The 22,365-nt window shown below is 70.5% G+C and carries 21 protein-coding genes; 9 read left to right on the top strand and 12 right to left on the bottom strand.

What is annotated here, in order from left to right; all coding sequences use genetic code 11:
- Positions 1 to 23: 23 nt before the first annotated feature.
- Entirely contained in the window at positions 24 to 1,730 is a 1,707-nt protein-coding gene (locus Vse01_RS09270; protein ID WP_232511325.1) for a hypothetical protein, read from the top strand.
- Between the two features lie 22 nt (positions 1,731 to 1,752).
- On the opposite strand, the gene Vse01_RS09265 is transcribed toward Vse01_RS09270, so the two are convergent.
- The 3 genes from Vse01_RS09265 to Vse01_RS09255 form a co-directional block, all read right to left on the bottom strand.
- Positions 1,753 to 3,216, bottom strand: coding sequence for a cation:proton antiporter domain-containing protein (locus tag Vse01_RS09265; protein ID WP_232511312.1), 1,464 nt, complete (start codon positions 3,214 to 3,216; stop codon positions 1,753 to 1,755).
- A 64-nt stretch (positions 3,217 to 3,280) separates the two neighbouring features.
- Positions 3,281 to 3,508: a cation:proton antiporter regulatory subunit gene (locus tag Vse01_RS09260; protein WP_093406727.1), complete on the bottom strand. Its 228-nt coding sequence runs from the start codon at positions 3,506 to 3,508 to the stop codon at positions 3,281 to 3,283.
- A gap of 420 nt (positions 3,509 to 3,928) precedes the next feature.
- Entirely contained in the window at positions 3,929 to 5,383 is a 1,455-nt protein-coding gene (locus Vse01_RS09255) for a glycoside hydrolase family 43 protein (RefSeq protein ID WP_093406731.1), read from the bottom strand.
- Between the two features lie 266 nt (positions 5,384 to 5,649).
- Between Vse01_RS09255 and Vse01_RS09250 the strand changes: the two genes are divergently transcribed.
- Complete coding sequence (locus Vse01_RS09250) at positions 5,650 to 6,195, top strand: GNAT family N-acetyltransferase (protein ID WP_093406733.1); 546 nt, start codon at positions 5,650 to 5,652, stop codon at positions 6,193 to 6,195.
- 142 nt (positions 6,196 to 6,337) lie between these two features.
- Here the strand turns inward: Vse01_RS09250 and Vse01_RS09245 are convergent, their stop codons facing one another.
- From Vse01_RS09245 to argS, 4 genes are all read right to left on the bottom strand, one after another.
- Positions 6,338 to 7,240 carry a GNAT family N-acetyltransferase gene (locus Vse01_RS09245; protein WP_093406736.1) on the bottom strand — a complete coding sequence of 301 codons (903 nt, stop codon included), beginning with the start codon at positions 7,238 to 7,240 and terminating at the stop codon, positions 6,338 to 6,340.
- Between the two features lie 195 nt (positions 7,241 to 7,435).
- Positions 7,436 to 7,876 carry a hypothetical protein gene (locus Vse01_RS09240; protein ID WP_093406738.1) on the bottom strand — a complete coding sequence of 147 codons (441 nt, stop codon included), beginning with the start codon at positions 7,874 to 7,876 and terminating at the stop codon, positions 7,436 to 7,438.
- On the bottom strand, positions 7,873 to 8,082 hold the full coding sequence (locus tag Vse01_RS09235; protein WP_139233167.1) for a hypothetical protein: 210 nt from the start codon (positions 8,080 to 8,082) through the stop codon (positions 7,873 to 7,875). Before Vse01_RS09235 ends, Vse01_RS09240 begins: the two co-directional genes overlap by 4 nt.
- A gap of 185 nt (positions 8,083 to 8,267) precedes the next feature.
- Positions 8,268 to 9,992, bottom strand: coding sequence for an arginine--tRNA ligase (argS, locus tag Vse01_RS09230; RefSeq protein WP_373870660.1), 1,725 nt, complete (start codon positions 9,990 to 9,992; stop codon positions 8,268 to 8,270).
- 422 nt (positions 9,993 to 10,414) lie between these two features.
- Between argS and Vse01_RS09225 the strand changes: the two genes are divergently transcribed.
- The gene (locus Vse01_RS09225; protein ID WP_093406747.1) at positions 10,415 to 11,881 is read left to right on the top strand and encodes a hypothetical protein; all 1,467 of its coding nucleotides are present in this window, start codon (positions 10,415 to 10,417) and stop codon (positions 11,879 to 11,881) included.
- Positions 11,882 to 11,909: 28 nt separating this feature from the next.
- On the opposite strand, the gene Vse01_RS09220 is transcribed toward Vse01_RS09225, so the two are convergent.
- Positions 11,910 to 12,407: a VOC family protein gene (locus Vse01_RS09220; RefSeq protein ID WP_232511313.1), complete on the bottom strand. Its 498-nt coding sequence runs from the start codon at positions 12,405 to 12,407 to the stop codon at positions 11,910 to 11,912.
- Between the two features lie 168 nt (positions 12,408 to 12,575).
- Positions 12,576 to 13,025 carry a MarR family winged helix-turn-helix transcriptional regulator gene (locus Vse01_RS09215; protein WP_093406752.1) on the bottom strand — a complete coding sequence of 150 codons (450 nt, stop codon included), beginning with the start codon at positions 13,023 to 13,025 and terminating at the stop codon, positions 12,576 to 12,578.
- Between the two features lie 57 nt (positions 13,026 to 13,082).
- Between Vse01_RS09215 and Vse01_RS09210 the strand changes: the two genes are divergently transcribed.
- Together Vse01_RS09210 and Vse01_RS09205 are read left to right on the top strand one after the other, a co-directional pair.
- Positions 13,083 to 14,201: a bifunctional NAD(P)H-dependent oxidoreductase/GNAT family N-acetyltransferase gene (locus Vse01_RS09210; RefSeq protein ID WP_093407132.1), complete on the top strand. Its 1,119-nt coding sequence runs from the start codon at positions 13,083 to 13,085 to the stop codon at positions 14,199 to 14,201.
- A 9-nt stretch (positions 14,202 to 14,210) separates the two neighbouring features.
- On the top strand, positions 14,211 to 15,155 hold the full coding sequence (locus Vse01_RS09205; RefSeq protein ID WP_093406755.1) for an FAD-dependent oxidoreductase: 945 nt from the start codon (positions 14,211 to 14,213) through the stop codon (positions 15,153 to 15,155).
- Between the two features lie 38 nt (positions 15,156 to 15,193).
- On the opposite strand, the gene Vse01_RS09200 is transcribed toward Vse01_RS09205, so the two are convergent.
- A complete protein-coding gene (locus tag Vse01_RS09200) occupies positions 15,194 to 16,357 on the bottom strand; it encodes a sensor histidine kinase (RefSeq protein WP_093406757.1) in 1,164 nt (387 codons plus the stop codon).
- A complete protein-coding gene (locus Vse01_RS09195; RefSeq protein WP_170863489.1) occupies positions 16,354 to 17,010 on the bottom strand; it encodes a response regulator transcription factor in 657 nt (218 codons plus the stop codon). The genes Vse01_RS09200 and Vse01_RS09195 overlap by 4 nt, the downstream gene beginning before the upstream one ends.
- A gap of 129 nt (positions 17,011 to 17,139) precedes the next feature.
- On the opposite strand from Vse01_RS09195, the gene Vse01_RS09190 reads away from it, so the two are divergent.
- Genes Vse01_RS09190 through Vse01_RS09175 form a run of 4 tightly spaced genes read left to right on the top strand, consistent with a single transcriptional unit; the run spans position 17,140 to position 20,663 of the window.
- On the top strand, positions 17,140 to 17,670 hold the full coding sequence (locus Vse01_RS09190; protein WP_139233168.1) for a hypothetical protein: 531 nt from the start codon (positions 17,140 to 17,142) through the stop codon (positions 17,668 to 17,670).
- Positions 17,667 to 18,743, top strand: coding sequence for a peptidoglycan-binding protein (locus Vse01_RS09185; protein ID WP_139233169.1), 1,077 nt, complete (start codon positions 17,667 to 17,669; stop codon positions 18,741 to 18,743). Before Vse01_RS09190 ends, Vse01_RS09185 begins: the two co-directional genes overlap by 4 nt.
- A complete protein-coding gene (locus tag Vse01_RS09180; protein ID WP_093406765.1) occupies positions 18,740 to 19,435 on the top strand; it encodes an ABC transporter ATP-binding protein in 696 nt (231 codons plus the stop codon). Before Vse01_RS09185 ends, Vse01_RS09180 begins: the two co-directional genes overlap by 4 nt.
- Before the next feature lies 1 nt (position 19,436).
- Positions 19,437 to 20,663 (top strand): ABC transporter permease, encoded by a 1,227-nt coding sequence (locus Vse01_RS09175; protein ID WP_093406768.1) that lies wholly within the window; start codon positions 19,437 to 19,439, stop codon positions 20,661 to 20,663.
- A gap of 66 nt (positions 20,664 to 20,729) precedes the next feature.
- Here Vse01_RS09175 and Vse01_RS09170 read toward each other — a convergent pair whose 3' ends face one another.
- A complete protein-coding gene (locus tag Vse01_RS09170; protein WP_139233170.1) occupies positions 20,730 to 22,334 on the bottom strand; it encodes a GDSL-type esterase/lipase family protein in 1,605 nt (534 codons plus the stop codon).
- Between the last annotated feature and the right edge of the window lie 31 nt (positions 22,335 to 22,365).

Raw genomic sequence — 22,365 nt, 5'->3', positions numbered from 1 at the left:
AGCCCCGTAAGGGACAGGGCAGGCTGGCGGGGGCCGTCCGGGTGGCGTCGCGCCTGTTGCTGCATGAATGGACGTTGGCGGCAATCGCTGGAGTGGCGGTGGCTGTTGTCCTCACCTGGCCGACGTTGAAGCAGCCGTGGACGACCATCCCGGGCGACATCGGCGATCCCCCATTGCAGGCGTGGCAGGTCGCCTGGGCCGGGCATGCGCTGGTCACCGACCCGCTCAACCTCTGGCACTCGAATACGTTCTTCCCCGACCTGTACACGTACGCCTACACCGACATCGTGCTCGGATACGCACCTGCCGGTCTGTTCGTCAACGGCGTGGCGTCGGCCATCTTCCGCTACAACCTCCTCTACGTCCTGGCGCACGCACTCGCCTTCGTCGGGGCGTACGCCCTGGTGCGCCAACTCGGCGCCATCCGGACGGCAGCCGCCGTCGCCGGCGTCGCCTGGGCCTTCGCACCGTGGCGGCTCGCGCACAGCGGCCATCTGAACATCCTCTCCATCGGCGGCGTCGCACTGTGCCTGGCGATGTTGGCTCGCGGCCACGGATGGTCCCTGCGGGACGGTCACCGACCGGCGCTGCACCGTCCCGGCTGGATCGTGGCCGGCTGGCTGGTCGCCGCCTGGCAGCTGACCCTGGGTTTGGCGATCGGCCTGCCGCTCGCGTACTTCCTGGCCGGCACCATGCTTGTGGTCCTCGTGGCGGTTGGCTGGGCCCGCTGGCGGACCGGCACCTGGTTGTTGGGTCGCCGGGTGGTGCTCGCGAACCTCTTCGGCGGCGTCGTCTTCGCAGCGGTGTTGATCTGGTTGGGGATCACCTTCCTGCGGGTGGTGGAGCTGAACCCGGAGGCGCACCGGGATCTGTCCTGGACAGAGATGTTCTCCCCACCCCTGCTGGGATACTTCGTCGCGCCTGCGGACTCGTGGCTGTGGGGCGACCACTTCGCGGCCGCCCGCGCCCAGCTGTCCTGGCCTCCGGAGATGGCGCTGCTGCCGGGCGTCACGTTGATCGTGCTGGCCGTGGCCGGGCTGAGCTACTCGACGTTCCGGGTGCGCCACCGCGTCCTGCTCGGGCTCGGCGTGCTGGTCAGCGGCGCGCTCGGACTGGGCAGCAATCTCGTCGGTCAGGGCGACCCGGGATACCTGACCCTGTCCCGACTGCTGCCCGGATGGGACGCGCTACGAACCCCGGGTCGGCTGATGGTGTGGACGAGCCTGCTGCTCGCCATTCTCGCAGCAGGAGCGATTAGCGAATTCGGACGAAATCGCCCCAAGGTCGGGTGGCCGAAGCCGGTGAGCGCGGTCGTGCTCCTGCTGCCCCTGCTGCTGGTCCTGGTCGAAGGGGTCAACCGGACACCACATCCCACCGTGCCCACCGCCCCGCCAGCGTTCCAGGCGGCGGACGACCCGATGCTGGTCCTGCCCAGCAACGGCGTGGCCGAATCCGACATCATGCTCTGGTCCACCGAGGGATTTCCCCGCGTCGCCAACGGGTCGGTCACCTTCCTGCCGGCCAGTCAACAACAGATCCGCGCGGTGACCACGACCTTCCCCGATCCGGGCAGCATCGCCTTCCTCCGGCAGATCGGCATCCGGTCGGTGGTCGTCCTGCCGGACAGGCTCGCCGGAACGCCCTGGGACGGCCTGCCCGCCCGGCCGGTGGACGGCCTCGGCATCACCCGGGAGGAGATAGCCGGCGCGTGGGTCTACCGCCTCGACTGAGGCGGGCCCAAACTACTGCTTGTCACTCCCGGGTGGCGCCCATGGGCTCGCGGATCAGGGCGCCGTCGATGTAGCAGTACCGCCAGTCCTCGCCCTCCTCCAATGACCGGATCAACGGATGGCCGGTCTGCCGGTAGTGCTCCTCCGCGTGGTTGTTGACCGAGTCACTGCAACAGCCCACCGCGCCGCAGGTCAGACACATCCGCAGCTGCACCCAGTCGTCGCCGCTCTCCACACACTGCGGGCACGCGTCCGCGTCGGACTCGGTGATGTGGATCCGGTCGAGGTGCGTGCAGGCGGTGCTTATCGTCTCCTCACGCACGTACCGCCAACTGGAGTGCAGCAGCCGGTCCGGGATCATCCGAGCCAGGAAACGTGAATTCGCCGCGAGCAGCGGGCTCGCCACGGCCAGGATCAGCACGTACAGGGCGATGAACGGACCGAGTCGGTCGTCCAGGCCGGCGGCGATGGCGAGGGTGGCCAGGATCAGCGAGAACTCGCCCCGGCCCAGCACGGTCAGGCCGACGTTGGCGGCCCCGCGCTGGTTGAGCCCGAACAACCGGCCGGCGATCAGGCCAGCCACCACGTTGGTGACGATGCTCATCAGTACGGCGAGCAGCACCGGCAGCGCCACCGAGCCGAAGTCGCCGACGTCGATGCTCAGCCCGAACACCAGGAAGAAGACGGCCGCGAAGACGTCACGCAGCGGCAGCACCAGACGTTCGACCCGTTCGCGGATGGGAGTACGGGCCACCACGAGACCGATCATCAGCGCGCCGATCGCGTCGGAGACGCCGATCTCGGCCGACACCCCGGCGACGAGCACGACCAACCCGACCATCAGGATGGCCAGCAGTTCGTCCTCGTTGCTGTCGATCACCTTGCCGACCAGGCGGGCGCCGAAGCGGGCGACGGCGAAGAGCACCACCAGGTAGGCGAAGCTCAGGCCGATGCGCAGCACCAGTTCCCCGGCGGACCCGGCACCGGACAGCAGCGGCGAGAGCAGCGCCAGATACAGCGCGAGGAACAGGTCCTCGATCACGATGATGCCGAGAATGACAGGCGTCTCCGCGTTGGCCAGCCGCCGGAACTCGATGAGCAGTTTCGTCACGATCGCCGACGAGGAGATGCCGAGCGCACCGGCGATCACGAACGCCTCGTAGCCACCCCAACCGAGGGCGAAGCCGAAGAGCAGCCCCGCACCGACGTTGAGGCCGATGTACGAACCGGCGGCGACGAACAGTCGTTTACCGCTGCCGAGCACCTGGTCGACCGGGAACTCGACGCCCAGATGGAACAGCAGCAGGACCAGGCCGAGGGAGGCGAGCAGGCTCAGGTCCTCGGGATGAGCGATCAGCACCGGCCCCGGGGTACCGGGCCCGAGCAGGATGCCCGCCAGCATGAAGAACGGCACGGTGGGCAGGTTGATCCGACGACCCGCACGGGCCAGCAGGCCCGCGATCAGTACGAGGGCCCCAAAGCCCACGAGGTCAGCATGCACGGCGAGGACTCCTGGAGCGGACTGAGCGAGGGCGCAAGACGCGGAACGGCTACTCGGAGAAGTACGTGCCGGCCAGCAGGGCGCCCACCTTACGCGCCTGCTTCTCCGACATCTCGATCACGGCGACCGGATCATCCTGCCCGGCGGCGAAGACGTAGAGGTCACGGTTGCCGTCCCGGCGTACCACCACCGAGATCCGTTGGGTGTTGCTACCCAGGTCGACGTCGTACCGCTTGCCGATACCTGGCAGTTCCTGCACATAAATCCCTTTGCCCATGGCCCCTCCCGCTGCGCGGTCCACGATCTCTGCGCAATGGTACGAGGCAGCCGGCGCGGGCCGGCTGAATCACCACCTGCTTGGTCTGCGGCAGGGCGTCGATCAGGGGCTGGGACACGTTGATCGTGTCGGAGATGTGCCGGCGGTGCGTACCTGATGCGGGCCGGGGCCTGAGCCAGCATCCGGTGCTCGGAGCTGCGCGGCGCCCGGGACATTGCGTCGCAAACGGCGAGAGAGCCCGCGATCCGTCCGCTGGCGTACCCCGTTCATGGACACGGGTGAGGCAAGTCCCGGCCGATCAGCGCACCGGAGCACCCGCGAAGGCGGTTCGTCCCGATTCACCCGCACGTGGGCTTCGCGGTGATCGCCCCGGTGCCGATTCGCTGACGGAACCGTCGACGCGCACCCGTTGGCGAACGGTTACGAGGTGAGGCGGAACGTGGCGTCGGCGCGTGCCTGGGCGTCGTTGATCGGGTCGAGTCGCAGCTGGTAGTTGTAGTGCCGGACGTACCTGTCGGGGTAGTTGTACGACCGGAACGACGACCAGGACGTGTTGCCGAGGCCGGCGACCTGCCGGAAGGTGGCGTCGGCGGCGAAGACCGAGCTTCCGTCGTTGGCCGCCAACACGAAGTCGAAGCCGTAGTGCCGCAGGTAGTGGCCGGGATAGTTGACCGATTCGAACGACACGCCGGCGGCGTCGGCCAGCCCGGGCACCACCCGGAACTGGGCGTCCTGGGCCGGGCTGACGTTCGCGTCGATACGTACGTCGTAGTTGGCGTGCCGCACGTACCGGTCCTGGTGGGTGTACGCCTGGATCCGGTTGGCCGGGGTGGTGGCGCCCCAGCGTCCCAGCACCGCACTCTCCTCGGCGGCGGTCAGGTTCAGGATCGAGCCGTGTCGTTTACGGCTGGCACCCAGCTGGTAGTCGGTCCGGGTCCGGAAGTTCGTGACGCTGCCCAGGTTGGTGGAGGTGACCGGCATGTAACCACGCCCGGTGGCGTACTGGTCGAGCCAGAGCGCCCACTCGTTACGACCGTTGAACTGCATCCACATCGGCCCTTCGACCACGTTGCCGCCGCCGGTGCCGTTGGAGATGCCCAGGTGGGAGAGGTTGCCCAGCGTCGTCCACGAGCCGAGGATCGAGTTGCTGCCCTCGATGGTGATGTGCCCGTCGGCCGACGCCCGGTAGTAGCGGTACCCGCCGACGGACCCCGGTACCTCGACGATCTGGGTGTCGATGATGCCCTGCCCACCGCCGGGGCGTTCGATGTAGAGCTGGGGCGCGGTGAAGCTGCGGAAGTCGCTGGTGCGGACGTACCAGATGCGGTGCTTGGTCACGCCGTCGCGCAGGGAGTTCGTCGCCCAGTAGACGACGTAGTCACCGGTCGCCGCGTTGTAGATGGCCTCCGGCGCCCAGGCGTTGCCGGCGCCCGGGATGGCACCGGCGACGTTGATCAGCCAGGGTGCGGACCAGTTCACCAGGTCGCGGGACTCCCACACCACAAGCGACCTGCTGCCCCGGTTCGCCGCGTCGTTCCACGAGGTGCCGCTGGCGATCCGCAGATCGGTGGCGACGATCCAGTACCGGTCGCCGGCGGGCGAACGGACGATGGAGGGATCGCGCACCCCCCGGGTGCCGACCGTGGACAGCAGCACGGGTGCGCCGTTGTTCAGGTCGCGCCAGTTCAGCCCGTCCCGGCTGTGGGCGAAGTAGACCTGCTCGCCGGTGGCCGACTCGCCGGTGAAGTGCGCCATCAGGTAGCCGGCGAACGGGTCGAGCGCGGCGGCCTCGGCACGCGGTGCCTGTGCCGCCGGCAGCAACAGCAGACACAGGGCGGCGAGCAGAGCGCTCGCCCTGGTCAGGACTTTGGACATGCGACTCTCCGTCCGTCCGGCGCGGCCGACGTTAGCGCTAACATCACCCGCGCCCGGACGGCCCTGGTCACTGTTTCGGGGGTGTTACGCAGTCTCCGCTTGAAATCGACACCCGTCAAGACAGTGACCGCTTCCACGCCGTCGCCTACGCCAACGGCGACGGGCCGGCGGCGGCCGCCCGGTCTCGGCATCCGGCCGGTCTCGGCACCCGGCGCTGGCACGGAAACGTGGGTGACGGTACAGAACAGCACCGACAGAATGTTCCGGTGCAGATCCGAGAGGTGCGTCAGGACGAGCTACCCATCCTGCAGGACATCGAACGCGCCGCCGGACAATGCTTCCGCGACGTCGGTATGCCGCAGATAGCCGACGATGCACCGCTGCCGTTGGACATCCTCGGCCGCTACCGCGAGGCAGGCCGTGCCTGGGTTGCCACCGACACGACCGAAAGGCCGGTCGGCTACCTCATCGCCGACCTCGTCGACGGCAACTTCCACATCGAACAGGTCTCCGTACATCCCGACGCCGCCCGTCGCGGGATCGGACGTCAGCTCATCGACCACCTCGCCGACCATGCGATGGCCAGCGGCATCCCCGCCCTGACCCTCACCACGTTCACTCAGGTGCCGTGGAACGCCCCGTACTACGCCCGTTGCGGCTTCCACACCCTGGACCAGAGCGACCTCACCCCGGGTCTTCGGGCCATCCGCCAACGCGAGGCAGCGCACGGACTCGACCGCTGGCCCCGCGTCTGCATGCGCCGAACCCTGTGCCCGCCCTCGAACCAGACGTCGCCCCGAGCGCGGCCCTAACGAACACCCACCAGAAGATCATTTACCGGCGCCCTGCGAGCGAGAGGCTTGCCGTATCAGATCTCCATGTACTACACGAAGCACGCATGCCCGGTGCTCCAGCACTGTCAGCAGCAGGCCGGAGCCGCCACGATCCATGACGTCATGACGCTTTCCACCCAGCCGTCCTGCGGCGCAGATCGGTCACCTCAGCTGACGGCGTGAAGCCGGCCGAGGCGTAGGTAGCTACGGCGCCGACGTTGGAACTCTCCACGCACACACTCGCGCTGGACGAACCCATGTCGCGAAGGGCCGCAGCGGCGGCGAGCGTGATCGCCGTGCCGTAACCATGGCCTCGGTGACTTTGGTGGACGCCCATCGGTTCCAGCAATCCTGGCCGCCCCGGGCCGGCTGACCACACTGCCGCGACTGCCACGGCCTCGCCGCCCTGATCGAATGCGGCGAGGCAGCGTGCGTCAGCGTAGAACGGGCCACCGGCCATGGCGAGCCAACGCCCAACCGTGCGGTGCCGGTCGGCATCAGTGAAGGGCGACCCGCGAAACGCGAACCAGTGGACGCCGACCCACACCTCGGCGCGATCGGACTCGATGGTCTCGATACGCAGACCGCAGTCCTGCACCGGGTCTGAAAGACAGCGGTGGAACGTTGTCCACGGCTCATCCCGCTCCCAACCCCGTTCCAGCAGCAACTGGGTGAGACGCTGCGCACCTCGGGCTTCGACGGTCGCACCGTCGGGATCCAGCACACGCCCTGGGGCGTCCAGGTCAGCGGCGAGCCGGCGGGCCAGCGCCTCGTCATCACGCCAGTCGGGAGCGACGGCCATGCGCACCAGTTCGGGGCCGTCCAGCAGCCCGATCGCGTGAACCACCCCGTCGTGCAACCACATCCGGAGGTCAGCCGCCGTAGCCTCGGCACCACGTAACGAGTGCCAGCCGAGATCGCCGGAATGCAGTTGCAGCGGTCCCCCGTCGTGCTGCCACCGCTTGAGCGCGTCCACCGCTGGTGGCAGCTCATCAACGCTCGGGGTACTCAGAATGATGCTCATGGTGCACCCAAACCCAAAGAGCGGCCCGGCACCATCGATTATCGAAGCAGTCGACGTTCGTCACGGTTCGCCGAATGTCTGTATCCAGGTCTCGCGCGGCAGCCGCTGCAGCGACTGCCGAGTTGACTCGAAGCCCAGTCGCTCGTAGCCGGACACAGCTCAACTGGCTGCATCAAGCCTGCCTGCCTCGGCACCTCAGCGCCGGTAGATATCCGGAAACGCCGCCATGGCGGTCCGCAGGTCGGTCAAGGGGCCGCCGTCGATCGGGGTGCGGGTTGCCAGCAACCGCTCGGTGCCGTGCCAGACTGCCATCGCGTACTCGGCCTCGGAGGTATGGCAGAGCAACCTGCCGGCGGGCGTGCTGAGGTGCAGTCCGTGACGGCGGGTACGACGCAGGGCGAAACTCCAGGCGCTGGAGGCGCCGGTGAACACGTAACTGTCATCCCGGCGCGCCAACAGGGTCGCGACGCCGTGGAGCATGTCCGCTGCGGCGAGATACACCATCAACAGCCCGCGCGACCCGAACTGGCGGGAACTGTGGGCCCCACCGTCCCAACGCAGGCTGACGTGTCCCAACTCGAACCCGGTGACCTGCGCTGGCTCGTCAACGGGTGCGTCGAACGCCACGACGATCACACCATCATGTTCACATACCCGGCCCACGGGTACGGGTGATGGCTGGCGTGGCGCCACCGCGCCAAGGGCTGTCGGTCGAGCGGCTGGTCGTCTGCCTCGGCACAGATCGCGGCCATCTCACTCAGGTAGGTGGCCAGTGGCGCAAGGCCCGCCGTCGCCCGCCACTGGTCCACACCAGACTCGCCCCGAATCGGGGTCACGTGCACCCGCCCGTCCGCCCGCCCGTCCGCCCGTCCGCCCGCCCGCGTTGATCAAGAGGTTTTGGTCTCCGACACGCGCGAACGCAGACGCAAACTTCTTGATCAACGCGTCCGCCGGGGGCGGGCAACGCGTCCGCCGGGGGCGGGGGTAGGTGGGTGGGGTGGGTGGGGGGTTATAGGTGGGTGGGGGGTTATAGGTGGGTGGGGGTGGGGATGCCGAGGAGGTGTAGGCCGGTTCGGAGGGTGTCGCCGGTGAGGTGGCACAGGGCGAGGCGGTTGGCGCGCTGCGGTCCGGTGGCGCGTAGCACGGGGCAGTGCTCGTAGAACGCGGTGAAGGTCTGCGCCAGCCGGTACAGGTAGCCGCAGAGGCGGTGCGGCTCGTGACCGGCGACCACCTCGGCGAGGGTGTCGGCGAACGCGTCGAGATCGAGGATCAGCGCCCGCTCGGCCGGTTCCAGCGCCGCCGTCACGTCGACTGTGGCGTCGGCACCGTCAGCGTGGGCCAGGATGGAGCGGACGCGGGCGTGCGCGTACTGGAGGTAGACGCCGGTGTTGCCGACCAGCGCCAGCATCCGCTGCGGGTCGTACACGTAGTCCCGGGTCCGGTTGGTCGCCAGGTCGGCGTACTTCACCGCGCCGATGCCGACCTGTTGCGCCCGCTCGTCCAGGGCGGACCCGGTCAGCCCGGGATTCTTCGCCGCGACCACCTCCCGGGCCCGGTCGACCGCCTCGGTGAGCAGATCGACCAGGCGGACGGTGTCGCCAGCCCGGGTCTTGAACGGTCGCCCGTCCGGGCCGAGGACGGTACCGAAGGCGACGTGCACGGCGGCCACGGTCGACGGCAGCCAACCGGCCCGCCGCGCGGTGTCGAAGACCATCCGGAAGTGCAGGGCCTGCCGGACGTCGACCACGTACAGCAGCCGGTCGGCGTGCAGTTCGACGACGCGCTGCCGCAGCGCGGCCAGGTCGGTCGCGGCGTAGCCGAAACCGCCGTCCCGCTTGCGTACGATCAGCGGCGTCGGCTCGCCGTCCGGGCCGCGGAGGTCGTCGAAGAAGACGCAGAGCGCGCCGTCGCTGGTCACCGCGACCCCCCGGCGCTCAAGATCGTCGGCGACCTCGGGCAGCGCGGCGTTGTAGGCGCTCTCCCCCACCGTGTCGGCGTCGGTGAGCCGCACCCCGAGCCGGTCGTAGACGTGGGTGAAGTAGCGGGTCGACTCGGCGACGATGTCCCGCCAGGCGGCCACGGTGCTCGGATCGCCGGCCTGCAACGCCACCACCCGCCGCCGGGCCCGGTCGGCGAACGTGGAGTCGGTGTCGAACTCCCCCCGAGCCCGCCGGTAGAGCGTGGCCAGCCGGCCCATGGCCCCGGTGTCGTCCGGTGCCGGCGGGTCGGGGTGCTCGACCTGGTACTGGATGAGCATGCCGAACTGGGTTCCCCAGTCACCGATGTGGTTGCGCCGCACCACGGTGCCGCCGAGGTGTTCCAGGATGCGTACCAGCGCGTCGCCGATGATGGTGGAGCGCAGGTGCCCGACGTGCATCTCCTTGGCGATGTTCGGCTGCGAGTAGTCGATCACCGTGGTGACGCCGGACTCGGGCATGCCGATACCGAGCCGGACATCACCCAACCGGCTGGCGAGCTGCGCCAGCAGCGCCCGGTCGGTCAGCTCGATGTTGACGAAGCCCGGCCCGGCCACCCCCGCGCTGGCCAGCAGGCCGTCGTCGGGTAGGCCGGCGACCACGTCCGCCGCGACCTGCCGCGGGTTGCGGCGCAGCGTCCGCGCCGCCGCCAGCAGGCCGTCGGCCTGGAAGTCGGCGTGCTCGGAGCGGCGGATCTGCGGCGCGAGGTCCGCCATTCCCAGGCGGGCCGCGGCGGCGGTGACGGAGTCGGACAACGACGAGGCCAGCGAGGGCACGGTCACGGGGAACTCCCTGGGATGGGATGAACGGGATCGTCACGAGGCGGGCCGGCCGCACGGCAGGTGCGGGCACGGCGAAAGGAACGCGCGGGTGAGCGGGACGACTATCGTCGTCGCAGGCGCGAGCGGCGGACGGTGCCGAGCACCCGATCCATCTCCACCGCCTCGAACGCCGGGGCCGCGAACCGAGCGCGGCCAGATGCCGGAAGTGTACGCGTCGTGCGGTGCGGATGTGGACGTGATTGTCCCGCCGGTGCCGTCGAGGCGTGGGGAAATCCCTGATTCCCTCGCCGCCGGCGCTGTCTAGGGTCGACTCAGGGCCCGGCCCGGTACTCGCTGGTCTGACCGCGCCTGACGCCGCAGCTCCGGTGCCGTGGTGCCGGTGGGTGGCACCGTCCCGACCCCAATGAGGAGTACCGGTGCGCAAGGTTGTCTCGGCTGTCCTCACCGTGGTCCTCGCGCTGGCATCGACAGGGTGCGGCGGTCGGTCCTCGGGCGATCCAACCGCCGACGAGGACCCGTACAGCGAGTCCGCGCTGCGCTACGGCATGGCGCCGGTGCCGCATCCCGACCTGACGTACCAGCCGGATGTGGTGCTCGTCGGCGGTGGGGGCCGCTCGGTCCGGTCGGTCACCGCCGACGGGTTGACCTGGCGGATCGACGGCGACGCCTCCCGTGCCGAAGACCTGGCTCCCGGCAAGGTCATGTTCATCACCGGACGTGGTGTCGGCCGGGTGCTCGACGTGCAACGCGACGGGGGCGACCTGCTCGTCACGATCGGCCCGGTGTCCGTCACCGACGTGATCCGCGACGGCACTCTGGAGCAGCGCGGCATCGCGATCGAGAACCCGGTCGTCTACCAGGCCGGTGAGCCGATCTGGGCGATGTCCGAGGAGGAGGCCGACGCCCTGGGCGCCACGCCCACCGGCCGCGCCGGCCGGGCCGGGCCGCTGCGGCTCGCCCCGCCACCGCCCCGGCCGAACCAGCCGCCGCCGAGCCGTGGCGGTGGCGAGGTCAGGACGGTCGTCGCCAACTTCTCCACAGGCGTCAGCCTCAACGACGGCGCGGAGGTCAGCTTCCACTACCACCGCAACGGTACGAAATTGTCCGGGCGGGCCGCACTGACCTTCGCCAAGCCGGAAGCGGACTTCCACCTGAACATCAAAGGCGGTTCGGTGACCCGGGCGGAGCTGTCGATCAGCGGCGGCTTCGGCATCCGCTACTCGTTCGAGGCCGGTCTCCGGGACGGGCAGAACATCAGGACGGTGCTCCCCATCCCGGTGGATTTCAGCATCCCGATGGGCACGGTGCTCGGCGTACCGCTGGCGTTGACCGTCAGCCAGACGGTGAAGGTCACCACCGCCTTCGGCGCGAAGGTGGGCACCATCAAGGGCAAGGGTGAGTTCTCCCTCGCCGGCTCGCTCGGCTACGGCTACGCCAACGGCACGTTCGGCCCCCAGGTCAGCAAGAACTTCAAGCGCAAGGAGAGCCTGATCAACTCGCTGACTGGCGTTCCGGTCGGGGTGATGGGCCTGCTCATCGAGCATCAGGTCCGGTTCGACGTCGGTTTCAGCGCGTTCGTGCTCAAGGCCGGTCTGTTCTTCGAGGTGTCGACCGCCTACGGGACGACCATCGGATCGGCGCTTGGCGCGCCGCTGGCGGTCTGCCGGGGCGTGGGCATCGGCGTCCGAGCCTCGTACGGCGTCGGCTACACGATCCTGGCCCCGGTGGTGAACGTGATCAACAAGTTCCTCAGTCTGATCAACGTCAGGCCGATCGACCCGTCCGGCAAGCTGGGGCCGCCGCCGTACGTCATCCACAGCGACGAGGAGGTCATTCCGCCCGGCACCAGACTCTGCGGCACCCCGAAGCCGGCCGCCGACTGAGCACGGTGCCGGCGGCCCGGACGTCCGGTCACCGGCCCACGTCGTCGCCAGCGGGTGAGGAACCGGCCGCGTCGGTGCCGAATCCGTCGAGCGCAGCGCGCTCGTCGAGCGTACGCAGCTCCTGAAACACGGTGATGTGTAGGCCGGCCGGGGCGTCGAGGCGGGCGTTGACCGACTGCCACGGCGTGGTGGTGGGTGGTGCCACCTGCTCGGCGCCGGCCGCGACCAGCCGGTCGGTGATCGCGGCGGTGTCGTCCACCTCGAACGCCACCCGGATGCGCGGGGCGACCTGACGTCCCACCTCCACGTCGTCGATCATGCGTTTCTGCGCCGGATTGGCGATCTCCAGCGTGGCCCGTCCGGCGTCCAGGATCACCACCTGGGCATCGTCCGCGCCGGAGAACGCGGCCTGCTCGGGCAGACCGAGCACGTCGCGATAGAAACGCACCGCCGCGTCGTAGTCGTCGGCCTGCACCACGAGCCGCAACTGGCGGACCCTCGACGTGGACCTCTCGGATGAACTCACTGCTGCCACTCTCCCGCGCTGGTTTCCGTGGGTGCCGGCGCCGGCACCCACCGGCCATGGTGGTGCGCTCGGCCGCCGACCGCCACTCTGGGCGGCCGGGGCCGGTCGTCGCGCCGCCGGGCACCTCGCGGGCGCGGTCACCGCCCCGGTCACGTCGAGTCGCCGGAGTCAGTCGGGTAGGTCGGCGATCCGGGTCGAGAGCCTGCGCAGCATGGCGAGTTCGTCGGCGCTCACGTGCTCCAGGAAACGGGAGCGTACCGAGTCGACGTGGTGCGGGGCGGCCTGTTCGAGGACACCGAAGCCGTCATCGGTCAGGCGCAGGAGACAACCACGGGCGTCCTGCGGGTCCGGCTCCTTGTCGATGAGCCCTCGTACCTGCATCCGCGCGGAATGGTGGGACAGGCGGCTGCGCGACCACTCCATCTTGGCGGCCAGCTCACGCAGCGGCCACCGACGATCGGGCTTCTCCGACAGCGTGCTCAGCACCTCGTAGTCCGCGGCGGAGAGCCCCGAGTCGCGGGCCAGGTCACGGCCGATCCGGGCGGGTAGGGCGATGAGCAGCCGCCGGAAGGCCCGCCACGCCTGCTCCTCCTCCGCACTCAGCCAGACCGTCTCCATGTCCGCCACCCTACATGTCATTGACACGTCATTGAAAGTACGCCTATGGTCGTTGACATGTCATCGAATAGCTCGGGCGACCTTCGTGTCCTCGTCATCACCGCCAGCACCCGACCCGGCCGGCTCGGACCCGCGATCACCGACTGGTTCGTCCGGACCGTCCGCCCGGCTGCCGCGTCCGACGCGATCACGGTCGACGTCGCTGATCTGGCCGACGTCGCGCTGCCCCTGCTCGACGAGCCCGAACATCCCGCCCACGGCAGCTACCGGCACGAGCACACCCGCCGGTGGAGCCGCACCGTCGCCGCGGCCGACGCCTTCGTGGTGGTGACGCCCGAGTACAACTTCGGCATGCCTGCGGCGCTGAAGAACGCCTTCGATTTCCTCTACCACGAGTGGGCGTGGAAGCCGGTGGCCTTCGTCAGCTACGGCAACACCTCCGCCGGCACCCGATCCGCGCAGATGGCGAAGCAGGTCGTCACGACGCTGCGGATGATGCCGGTCGGCGCCACGGTGGCCCTGCGCATCGCGGACACCGTCCACGACGGTCAGGTGGCCGGGTCGGCCGCGCTCGACGCCGCCGCCCGCGCGGTGCTGGGCGAGCTGAGCCGGGTGGCCCGTGCGCTTCGTCCGCTGCGCGGCGGCACCGACCCGACGGTCGTCGACGCGCCGGTCACCGGTCTCACACTCCGCGAAGCCCAGGCCGGCGACCTGGCGGAGCTGCTGGTCCTGCAGCGGTGCTGCTGGGTCCAGGAGGCCATCGTCAACGACACCCTCGACCTGGTGCCGCTGCGGGAGACCATCGACGACCTGCGGGCGTCGCTGGAGACCTGGCGATGGTGGTGCGTACGCCGCGACGGCCGCCTCGTCGCTGCGGTGCGTGCCCGGGCGCAGGAGCGCGCCTGGCTCATCGGTCGCCTGATGGTGGCGCCCGACCAGGCAGGCAACGGCATCGGCTCCTGGCTGCTGTCGTACGCCGAAGGACAGGCGCCCGAGCAGACCACGCACTGCACCCTCTTCACCGGCCACCGCAGTATCCGCAACATCAGCCGGTACGAGCGCGCCGGTTACACCCGCACCGCCACCGGCGACATCCCACCGGACAGCGTCCGCCTGTCCAAGCCGCGCACCCTCCAGCTGACCGGTGCTGTCCAGCACGGTGTCCCTGTGGTGTGATCTCCAGGCATGAGGGTCCGGGTGGTCGGTGCCGGCGTCGTCGGTCTGACGAGTGCGCTGCGCCTGGCACGCGACGGCCATGACGTGGACGTGGTTGCCGCCCGGACGGGCGACGACACGACATCGGCGACCGCGGCGGCACTCTGGTATCCCTACCGCGCGTACCCGGCGGCGGAGGTGACCCGTTGGTCGGCGTCCACCTACACCACCCTGCGTGGCCTGGCCGCCGATCGGCGCACCGGCGTGCGGATGCGCCTGGGTCGGGAGCTGTTCCGTCGGCCCGCCGCCGAGCCGTGGTGGCGGGACGCGGTGTCGGACCTGGCCCGGGTCGCCGCCGAACGACTACCGACCGGCTACGCCGACGGTTTCGAGCTGACCGTCCCGGTGGCGGACATGGCGGTCCACCTGCCCTGGCTGCTCGGCGAGGCGACCGCCGCCGGGGTCACGGTCCGCGCCGGGCGGTACGAGAAGCTGGCCGACGCCTTCGTGGGCGTGGACGCCGTGGTCAACTGCACCGGGCTCGGGTCCAGGGAACTGGTCGGTGACGTACACCTCTCTCCGGTGCGGGGGCAGGTGGTCGTCGTCGCCCAGTTCGGCCTGCGCGAGTGGGTTCTCGACCAGTCCGATCCAGAGCAGCTGCGTTACGTCGTACCCCGGGGTGACACGGTGCTGCTCGGTGGCACCGCCGACGACGGCGACGAGGACCTGACCGTTCGGGCGGACACGGCCAGCGGCATCGTCGACCGCTGCGCCGAACTCGTACCCGCGCTGCGCGACGCGCGGATCCTCGGCCACCGGGTCGGACTACGACCCGGCCGTCCGAGCGTTCGGCTGGAGGTCGAGGTCACCGGTCGTGGTCCGGTGGTGCACTGCTACGGCCACGGCGGCGCCGGCGTGACGCTCTCCTACGGCTGCGCCGAGGACGTCGCCCGCCTGGTGTCCGGACTCCGCTGAGCGACGTCACCCGGCGAGCCGACGCGGCGACATCACCGTCACGGCGTGGACGACGGCAGTGTCACCGTCACGGTCAGGCCGCCGTCGGGGCGTGGTTCAGCCTCGGCGACGCCGCCGTGGGCCCGGGCCACCGCCCGCACGATCGACAGCCCGAGCCCGAAGCCCCGGGTGCCGGCGACCCGCTCCCGGCTGAGCCGCCGAAACGGCTGGAACATCGTCTCCACGTCGTAGCTCGGGATCACCGGCCCGGTGTTGACCACGACCAGCGTGGGACGCCCGGCCACCTGCCCGGTACGCACCCGCACCCAGCCGCCCGCCGGCACGTTGTGCCGCAGGGCATTCTCCACCAGGTTGAACACCAGCCGCTCCAGCAGCACCGGGTCGCCGACCGTGCGGACCGGTTCCAACGAGCGGTGCACCGCAACACCGGGATGCCCAGGCGTCACCTGCTCGACCACGTGGGCGGCGATCTCGGCGAGGTCGACCACCGCACGCTCGGTCACCTCGCTCTCCGAGTCGGCGAGGGTGAGCAGACCGTCGATCAGCCGCTCGTGCCGTTCGTTCACCGACAGCAACGCCTCGCCGAGCCGACGAACCTCGTCCGGAGCGTCCGGTCGGCTGACCGCCAGCTCCACAAGCGCCCGGTTCAACGCCAGCGGCGTACGCAACTCGTGGGAGGCGTTCGCCACGAACCGGCGTTGGCCGTCGAACGACCGGTCCAGCCGCTCCAGCATCTGGTCGAACGTGTCGGCCAACTCCCGCACCTCGTCGCGGGGGCCGGTCAACGCGATCCGTTCGTGCAAACCACGTCCGGCGGAGTCGGCCCCGGCGATCCGGCGGGCCGTCCCGGTGATCTGGTGCAATGGTTGCAGCGCCCGGCCGGCGACCAGCCAACCGATCACCACGGCCGCCGCCGAGACCACCACCAGCGCGAGGCCGCCCTGGGTGAGCAGCGACTCCAGGGCGGAGCGCTTGGCCTCGCTCTGCACGTCCTGGATCAACATGCGGATCTTGTCGAGGTCCTCCATCGACGTCGGCATCCGGGTCACCACGGTGGCGCTGTCCGGCAACTCGGCGCGCATCGGCTGCGGCATCCGCTGGTCCACCAGCACGTACGTGACGCCGAGCAGGACGATGCCGGCGAGCAGGAGAAGACCGCCGTAGACCAGGGTGAGGCGGGCCCGCAGAGTCAGTCGCTTCACCGGATCGTGTACCCCGTGCCGGGCACGGTCTCGATCACCGGAGGATCGCCGAGCTTGCGCCGCAGCTTCATCACGGTGACCCGGACCACGTTGGTGAACGGATCGATGTGCTCGTCCCACGCCCGCTCCAGCAGTTCCTCGGCGGAGACCACCGCACCGTCGGCACGCAGCAACTCGGCCAGCACCGCGAACTCCTTGCGCGACAGCGGCACGTAGCGACCGTCGCGGTACACCTCGCGGCGGCCCGGGTCCACCGCGATGCCCGCCCGGCGCAACGTCGGTGGCGCGGCGGGCCGGGCCCGCCGGGTCAGCGCGTGCACCCGGGCGGCCAACTCCACAAGCGCGAACGGCTTCACCAGGTAGTCATCGGCGCCCAGGGCGAGGCCGGCCACCCGGTCACGTACCGCCGCGGCCGCGGTGAGCATCAGCACCCGGGTGTCACCCCCGGAGTCCACGATCGCCCGGCACACGTCGTCGCCGTGCACCACCGGCAGGTCCCGGTCGAGCACCACCACCGCGTACTCGTTCACCCCGAGCCGTTCCAACGCGGCATCGCCGTCGTACGCGACATCGACCGCGAACGCCTCCCGGCGCAGCCACTCCGCGATGGCGTCGGCCAACACGTCCTCATCCTCGACCACCAGCACTCGCACCGGTCCATGGTGCCGCGACCGCAGATAACGCCGCCGTAAACGTGATCGGTTACGCCCGCGATACGTCACCGCGGATGCACTGGTCCGGTGTCCGGCGACCGTCGTCGGACACCGGAGAGGACACCGACGATGCGACGAAGCACACTCACGCTTCCCGTACTGCTGATCCTGGCGCTCGCCGGCTGCGCCGGCCAGGACGGCGACCGTACCGGGGTGGCCACCGCCGGCGGCGCCGCCGCGACCGCCTCCGCCTCGGCGACCGGCGCCGACGGCAGCGACGCCGAACGAAGACTGGAATTCGCCAGATGCATGCGGGAGAGCGGGGTGGAGATGCCCGACCCGGAGGCCGGCAACGGGCCGATGTTCCGGTTCGACGGCGACGTCGACCCGAAGCAGGTCGAGGCCGGCATGGAAAAGTGCCGCCACCTGTTGCCCAACGGTGGGCAGGCGGCGCAGCTCGACGCCGAACAGCTCGAACAGATGCGGGTGATGGCCCGGTGCATGCGCGAGAACGGGGTGCCGGACTTCCCGGACCCGGCAGCGGACGGCCGCATCCAGATCCAGCGGGACGCCCTGGGAATCGACCCGGACGACCCGGCGTTCCGCTCCGCCTTGGAGGCGTGCCGTCAGCACGCCCCGCAGTTCGGGGGCGGCCGGTGACCCGTCGCACCCGCCTGCCCGCCGCCGGTGGCGCGGCGCTGGTCCTCGTCGCCGGAGCCGGTGTGGCCGCGGCGGTCGGCTTCGGTGGTGGCTCCGGCGACGGCTCGGTCGAGGCCCGCACCGCCGCGCCCGGCAGCGCCGCCGTCACCCGACACACCCTCGCCGACGCCGAGACCATCGATGGGGAGCTGGGATACGGGCCCAGCCGAACCGCCACCAGCCGGCTGCCCGGCACGCTCACCGCACTGCCCGACACCGGCGCCACCGTGGCGCGCGGCAAAGCCCTCTACGCCGTCGACAACGACCCGGTGGTCCTGTTGTACGGACGGCTGCCCGCCTACCGGACGCTGCGACCCGGCGTCGAGGGTGCCGACGTCAAACAGTTGGAACGAAACCTGACGGCCCTCGGCTACTCCGGCTTCACCGTCGACGACGCGTACACCTGGGCCACCGCCAAGGCGGTCCGTGCCTGGCAGGACGACCTCGGCGTGCCGGAGACCGGCCGCGTCGAGCTGGGTCGCATCGTCTTCGCCGACGGTGCCGTCCGGGTGGAGGGTCACCAACTGGACGTGGGCGCGGCCATCCAGCCGGGGCAGGCGGTGCTCACCTACACCGGCACCAGCCGGCTGGTCACCGCCGAACTCGACGTCGACGACCAGCGTCTCGCCGAACGTGGCACGACGGTGCAGGTCACCCTGCCCGACGGCCGGCAGGTGGCCGGGAAGATCGACACCGTCGAGACGGTGATCCGCAACGGTTCTGCGGACGCCGGTGGCGACACCAGCGCCGAGACGAAGATCGAGGTGACGATCGCGGTCGAGGATCAGTCGGCACTGGCCGAATTCGACCGTGCGTCCGCCGAGGTCACCTTCACGGTCAGCGAGCGTGCGGACGTGCTGACCGTGCCGGTGGCCGCGCTGCTGGCGCTCGCCGAGGGCGGTTACGGCCTGGAGGTTCTCGAAGACGGAACCAGCCGGATCGTCGCGGTCACCACCGGACTGTTCGCCGACGGTCGGGTCGAGATCACCGGCGACGGAATCGTCGAGGGCACCACCGTCGGGATGCCCCGGTGAGCGGGGACGTGGTCGTGCTCGACCAGGTCGGCAAGCGGTACGGCGACGATGTGGTCGCGCTCGCCGAGGTGTCGCTGCGCGTCGGGTACGGCGAGTTGGTGGCCATCGTCGGCCCGTCCGGTTCCGGCAAGTCGACGATGCTCAACGTGATCGGCACGCTGGACGAGCCGACCTCGGGCACGGTGGTGATCGACGGTCACGAGGTGGCGCAGCTGTCCGACCGGCAACTCTCCACGTTGCGCGCCACCCGCATCGGCTTCGTGTTCCAGCAGTTCCACCTGGCCCCGGGCGTACCGGTGGTGGACAACGTGGCGGACGGACTGCTCTATGCCGGCGTACCCCGCCGGGAGCGGCGGCGGCGGGCGGAGGCCGCGCTGGATCGGGTCGGTCTCGGGCACCGGCTCGGGCACCGGCCGCACGAACTCTCCGGCGGCGAACGGCAACGGGTCGCGGTGGCCCGTGCGGTCGTCGGTGAGCCCGCCGTGCTGCTCGCCGACGAACCGACCGGCAACCTCGACACCGGCTCCGGCGCGGCCGTGCTCGACCTGCTGCACGAGCTGCACCGGGCCGGGACCACAGTTGTCGTGATCACCCACGACCGGGAGATCGCCGCCGCCCTGCCGCGGCAGGTGCGGATGCGCGACGGACGGATCTGCGCGGATTCGCGGCTCGTGTCGAGCGGGGTGAGCTGACATGTCGGTGACCTTGCAGAACCGGCCGGGCGCGCAGCTCACCCCGGCCCGGATGCCCGCCGCCGACGTGGTGCGGGTAGGCGGCGTCGGGCTCCGGACCCGCCCGCTGCGGGCCTTCCTCTCCGCGCTGGGCATCGCCATCGGTATCGCCGCGATGATCTCCGTGGTCGGCATCTCGTCGTCCTCGCGCGCCGAACTGGACCGTACCCTGGCCGCGCTCGGCACCAACCTGCTCACCGTGTCACCGGGCCGGACCCTCTTCGGTGCGGACGCCCAACTACCTGCGGACTCGATGGCGATGATCGGCCGGATCGGTCCGGTGACGCAGGTGGCGGCCACCGGTCAGATCGCCGACGCCAAGGTCTACCGCACCGACCGCATCCCGCAGGCGGAGACCGGCGGCATCGCGGTACGGGCGACCCAGCTCGGGCTCCTGGACACCGTCGGCGGCGAGGTGGCCAGCGGCACCTGGCTGAACGAGGCCACCGCCCGGTACCCGGCGGTGGTGCTCGGCGCGACCACCGCCGAGCGGCTCGGGCTGGGTGCCGCCGGCCCGGACGTGCAGGTGTGGCTCGGTGATCGCTGGTTCACCGTGGTGGGCATCCTCGCTCCGGCACCGCTGGCACCGGAGCTGGACAGCTCGGCCCTGGTCGGCTGGGCCGTCGCCGCGAACCACCTGCGCTTCGACGGTCACCCGACCACCGTCTACACCCGTACCGAAGCCGACCAGGTCGAGGCGGTCCGCGCGGTGCTCGGGGCGACCGCCAATCCGGAGGCACCCAACGAGGTCGATGTCTCCCGCCCCTCGGACGCGTTGGCCGCCGCCCAGGCCACTGACGAGACGTTCACCGCGCTGCTGCTGGGGCTGGGCGCGGTGGCCCTGCTCGTCGGTGGCGTCGGAGTGGCCAACACCATGGTCATTTCGGTGCTGGAGCGGCGCTCGGAGATCGGGCTGCGCCGCTCGCTGGGTGCCACCCGGGGGCAGATCCGCACCCAGTTCCTCGCCGAATCGCTGCTGCTGTCAGCCCTCGGCGGAGCTGGCGGGGTGCTGCTGGGCATCCTGGTGACCTCCGGGTACGCGCTCTCCCAGGGCTGGCCGACAGTGGTCCCGGCCTGGGCGACGATCGGGGGTGTGCTCGCGACGCTGCTCATCGGCGGCTTGGCCGGCCTGTATCCGGCGATCCGTGCCTCCCGCCTCTCCCCCACCGAGGCCCTGGCGACCACGTGAGGCGGCCGGCAACCGGCCGCCACGGTGATGCCGGCAGGGGCACCGGGTGCCCCTGCCGGCGTCACGTCACAGGGTGATGCCCAGCACCTGGCGCAGCCGGTCGGCCATGGCCCGGTAGCCGCGGGCGTTGGGGTGGAAGGAATCCTCCGGGTCGGCGACCACGAACCCGTTCGACCACGGATCACCGCTGCACACGCGGTGGCCCTGGAACACGTCGTAGGCATCCACGAAGACGATCCGCCCGTCACCTGTCGCCCGGACGGCTGCGGCGATCATGTCACGGGCCTGGGCCGTGGCCTCGGCGATGCGGGTGAGTTCGGCGGTGTCGATGGTGGCGTTCGTACCGAAGCATCCGCTACTCGTGGGCAGTGGATCCACCCCCGGCACCGGCAGGAAGGCCGGGTAGCTCAGCACCGCCAGCACGGCGTCGGACCGCATCCGGGAGAGGATGTTCTGGTAGAGCGAGACCAGCCGGGTCTGGGTGGCCTGTAGCTCCGCCGGGGTGACCAGTGGGGCACCGCCGCAGTCCGACAGCGCGCAGTCGCGCAGCTTCGCGGCGAAGCCGAGGTCGTTGCCACCGATCGTGACCGTCACCAGCCTCGTGTACGGCTTCACGTAGTCGACCTGGGCGAACTCCTCCAGGCTCTGCCGGTTGGTCAGGTCGTTGATCCGCGCGCCGTGACACGCCTTGAGGTTCGTCCGGTCGATCGGCAGACCCCGGAAGCGGTCGCCCTGGACCTGCATCGAGTAGGTGGCGTTGGCGCGACGGCAGATCCCCGGGTTCGGCGGGCCCAGGTACGGCGGCGCCCCCGTGCCGGCGGAGTACGAGTCACCCAGCGCGGTAAAGCGGATCACCGGCGCCGCCAGTCCACTGTCGAACGTTCCAGTGCCCAAGACGATGTGCAGCAGATCCGTGCCGAGCCCCTCGCAGAGCAGGTAGCGCAGGCCCGGCAGCGGGCCGCAGGCGCCCCAGGCGGAACCGACCGGCGCCAGCAGGTAGAGCTCGAAGAGGATCTCCACCTGGCGGCCACCGTCGTAGAAGTCACCGGGGATCCGGACGCCGCCGCTGGTGGCCCCGTAGTAGTACCGGTTGAAGGCGAACGGCGAGCCCACGTACAGCAACGTGCCGTCGTAGCCGGGGGTGCGGTCGACGACACCGGCGACACCGTACGCGTAGTCGAGGTAGAAGTTGCAGCTCAGCTCGGCGAGATACTCGACGGTCGCGGAGTAGTTGTCGGCGTCGGCGTTGACCGACGTCCGGCGCGCCACCTGCTCCTGGCAGTACCAGTCCGCGTCCTGACCGGCACCGGCGGTCCGGCTGCGGACCGCGGACCCGGCGTCGGCCCGCAGCCCGTTCCCGGTCGCCTTCTCCTGCCCCGGCAGGGCCTTGGGACTGACCGGTGCGGTCCGGCTGGTGAACGGCGCCGGCCGGGTGCCCTTACGCGGCACCACCACCGGTCCGGGCAGCGTGGGTCGTGGCTCCCAGGCCTCGCTCGACCCGGTTTCCGGCCCCGCAGCCGACACCGCCGAACCGGTCGGCGCGGCCATCGCCGGTTGGACCGCGCCCAGCAACCCGACCACCATCAGCATCGGCACGCCCATCCAGGAACGTCGCCGTAGCGACCACCACGCGATGGCGGTCCGGTGCCGGGACCGGCGTTTTCCGTCCACGATCATCACCCCTCACGTCCTGCGGAATCGG

Source organism: Micromonospora sediminimaris, from assembly GCF_016863575.1.
In the GTDB taxonomy this organism is placed as follows: Bacteria; Actinomycetota; Actinomycetes; order Mycobacteriales; family Micromonosporaceae; genus Micromonospora; species Micromonospora sediminimaris.
This window is presented reverse-complemented; position numbering and strand designations above follow the sequence as displayed.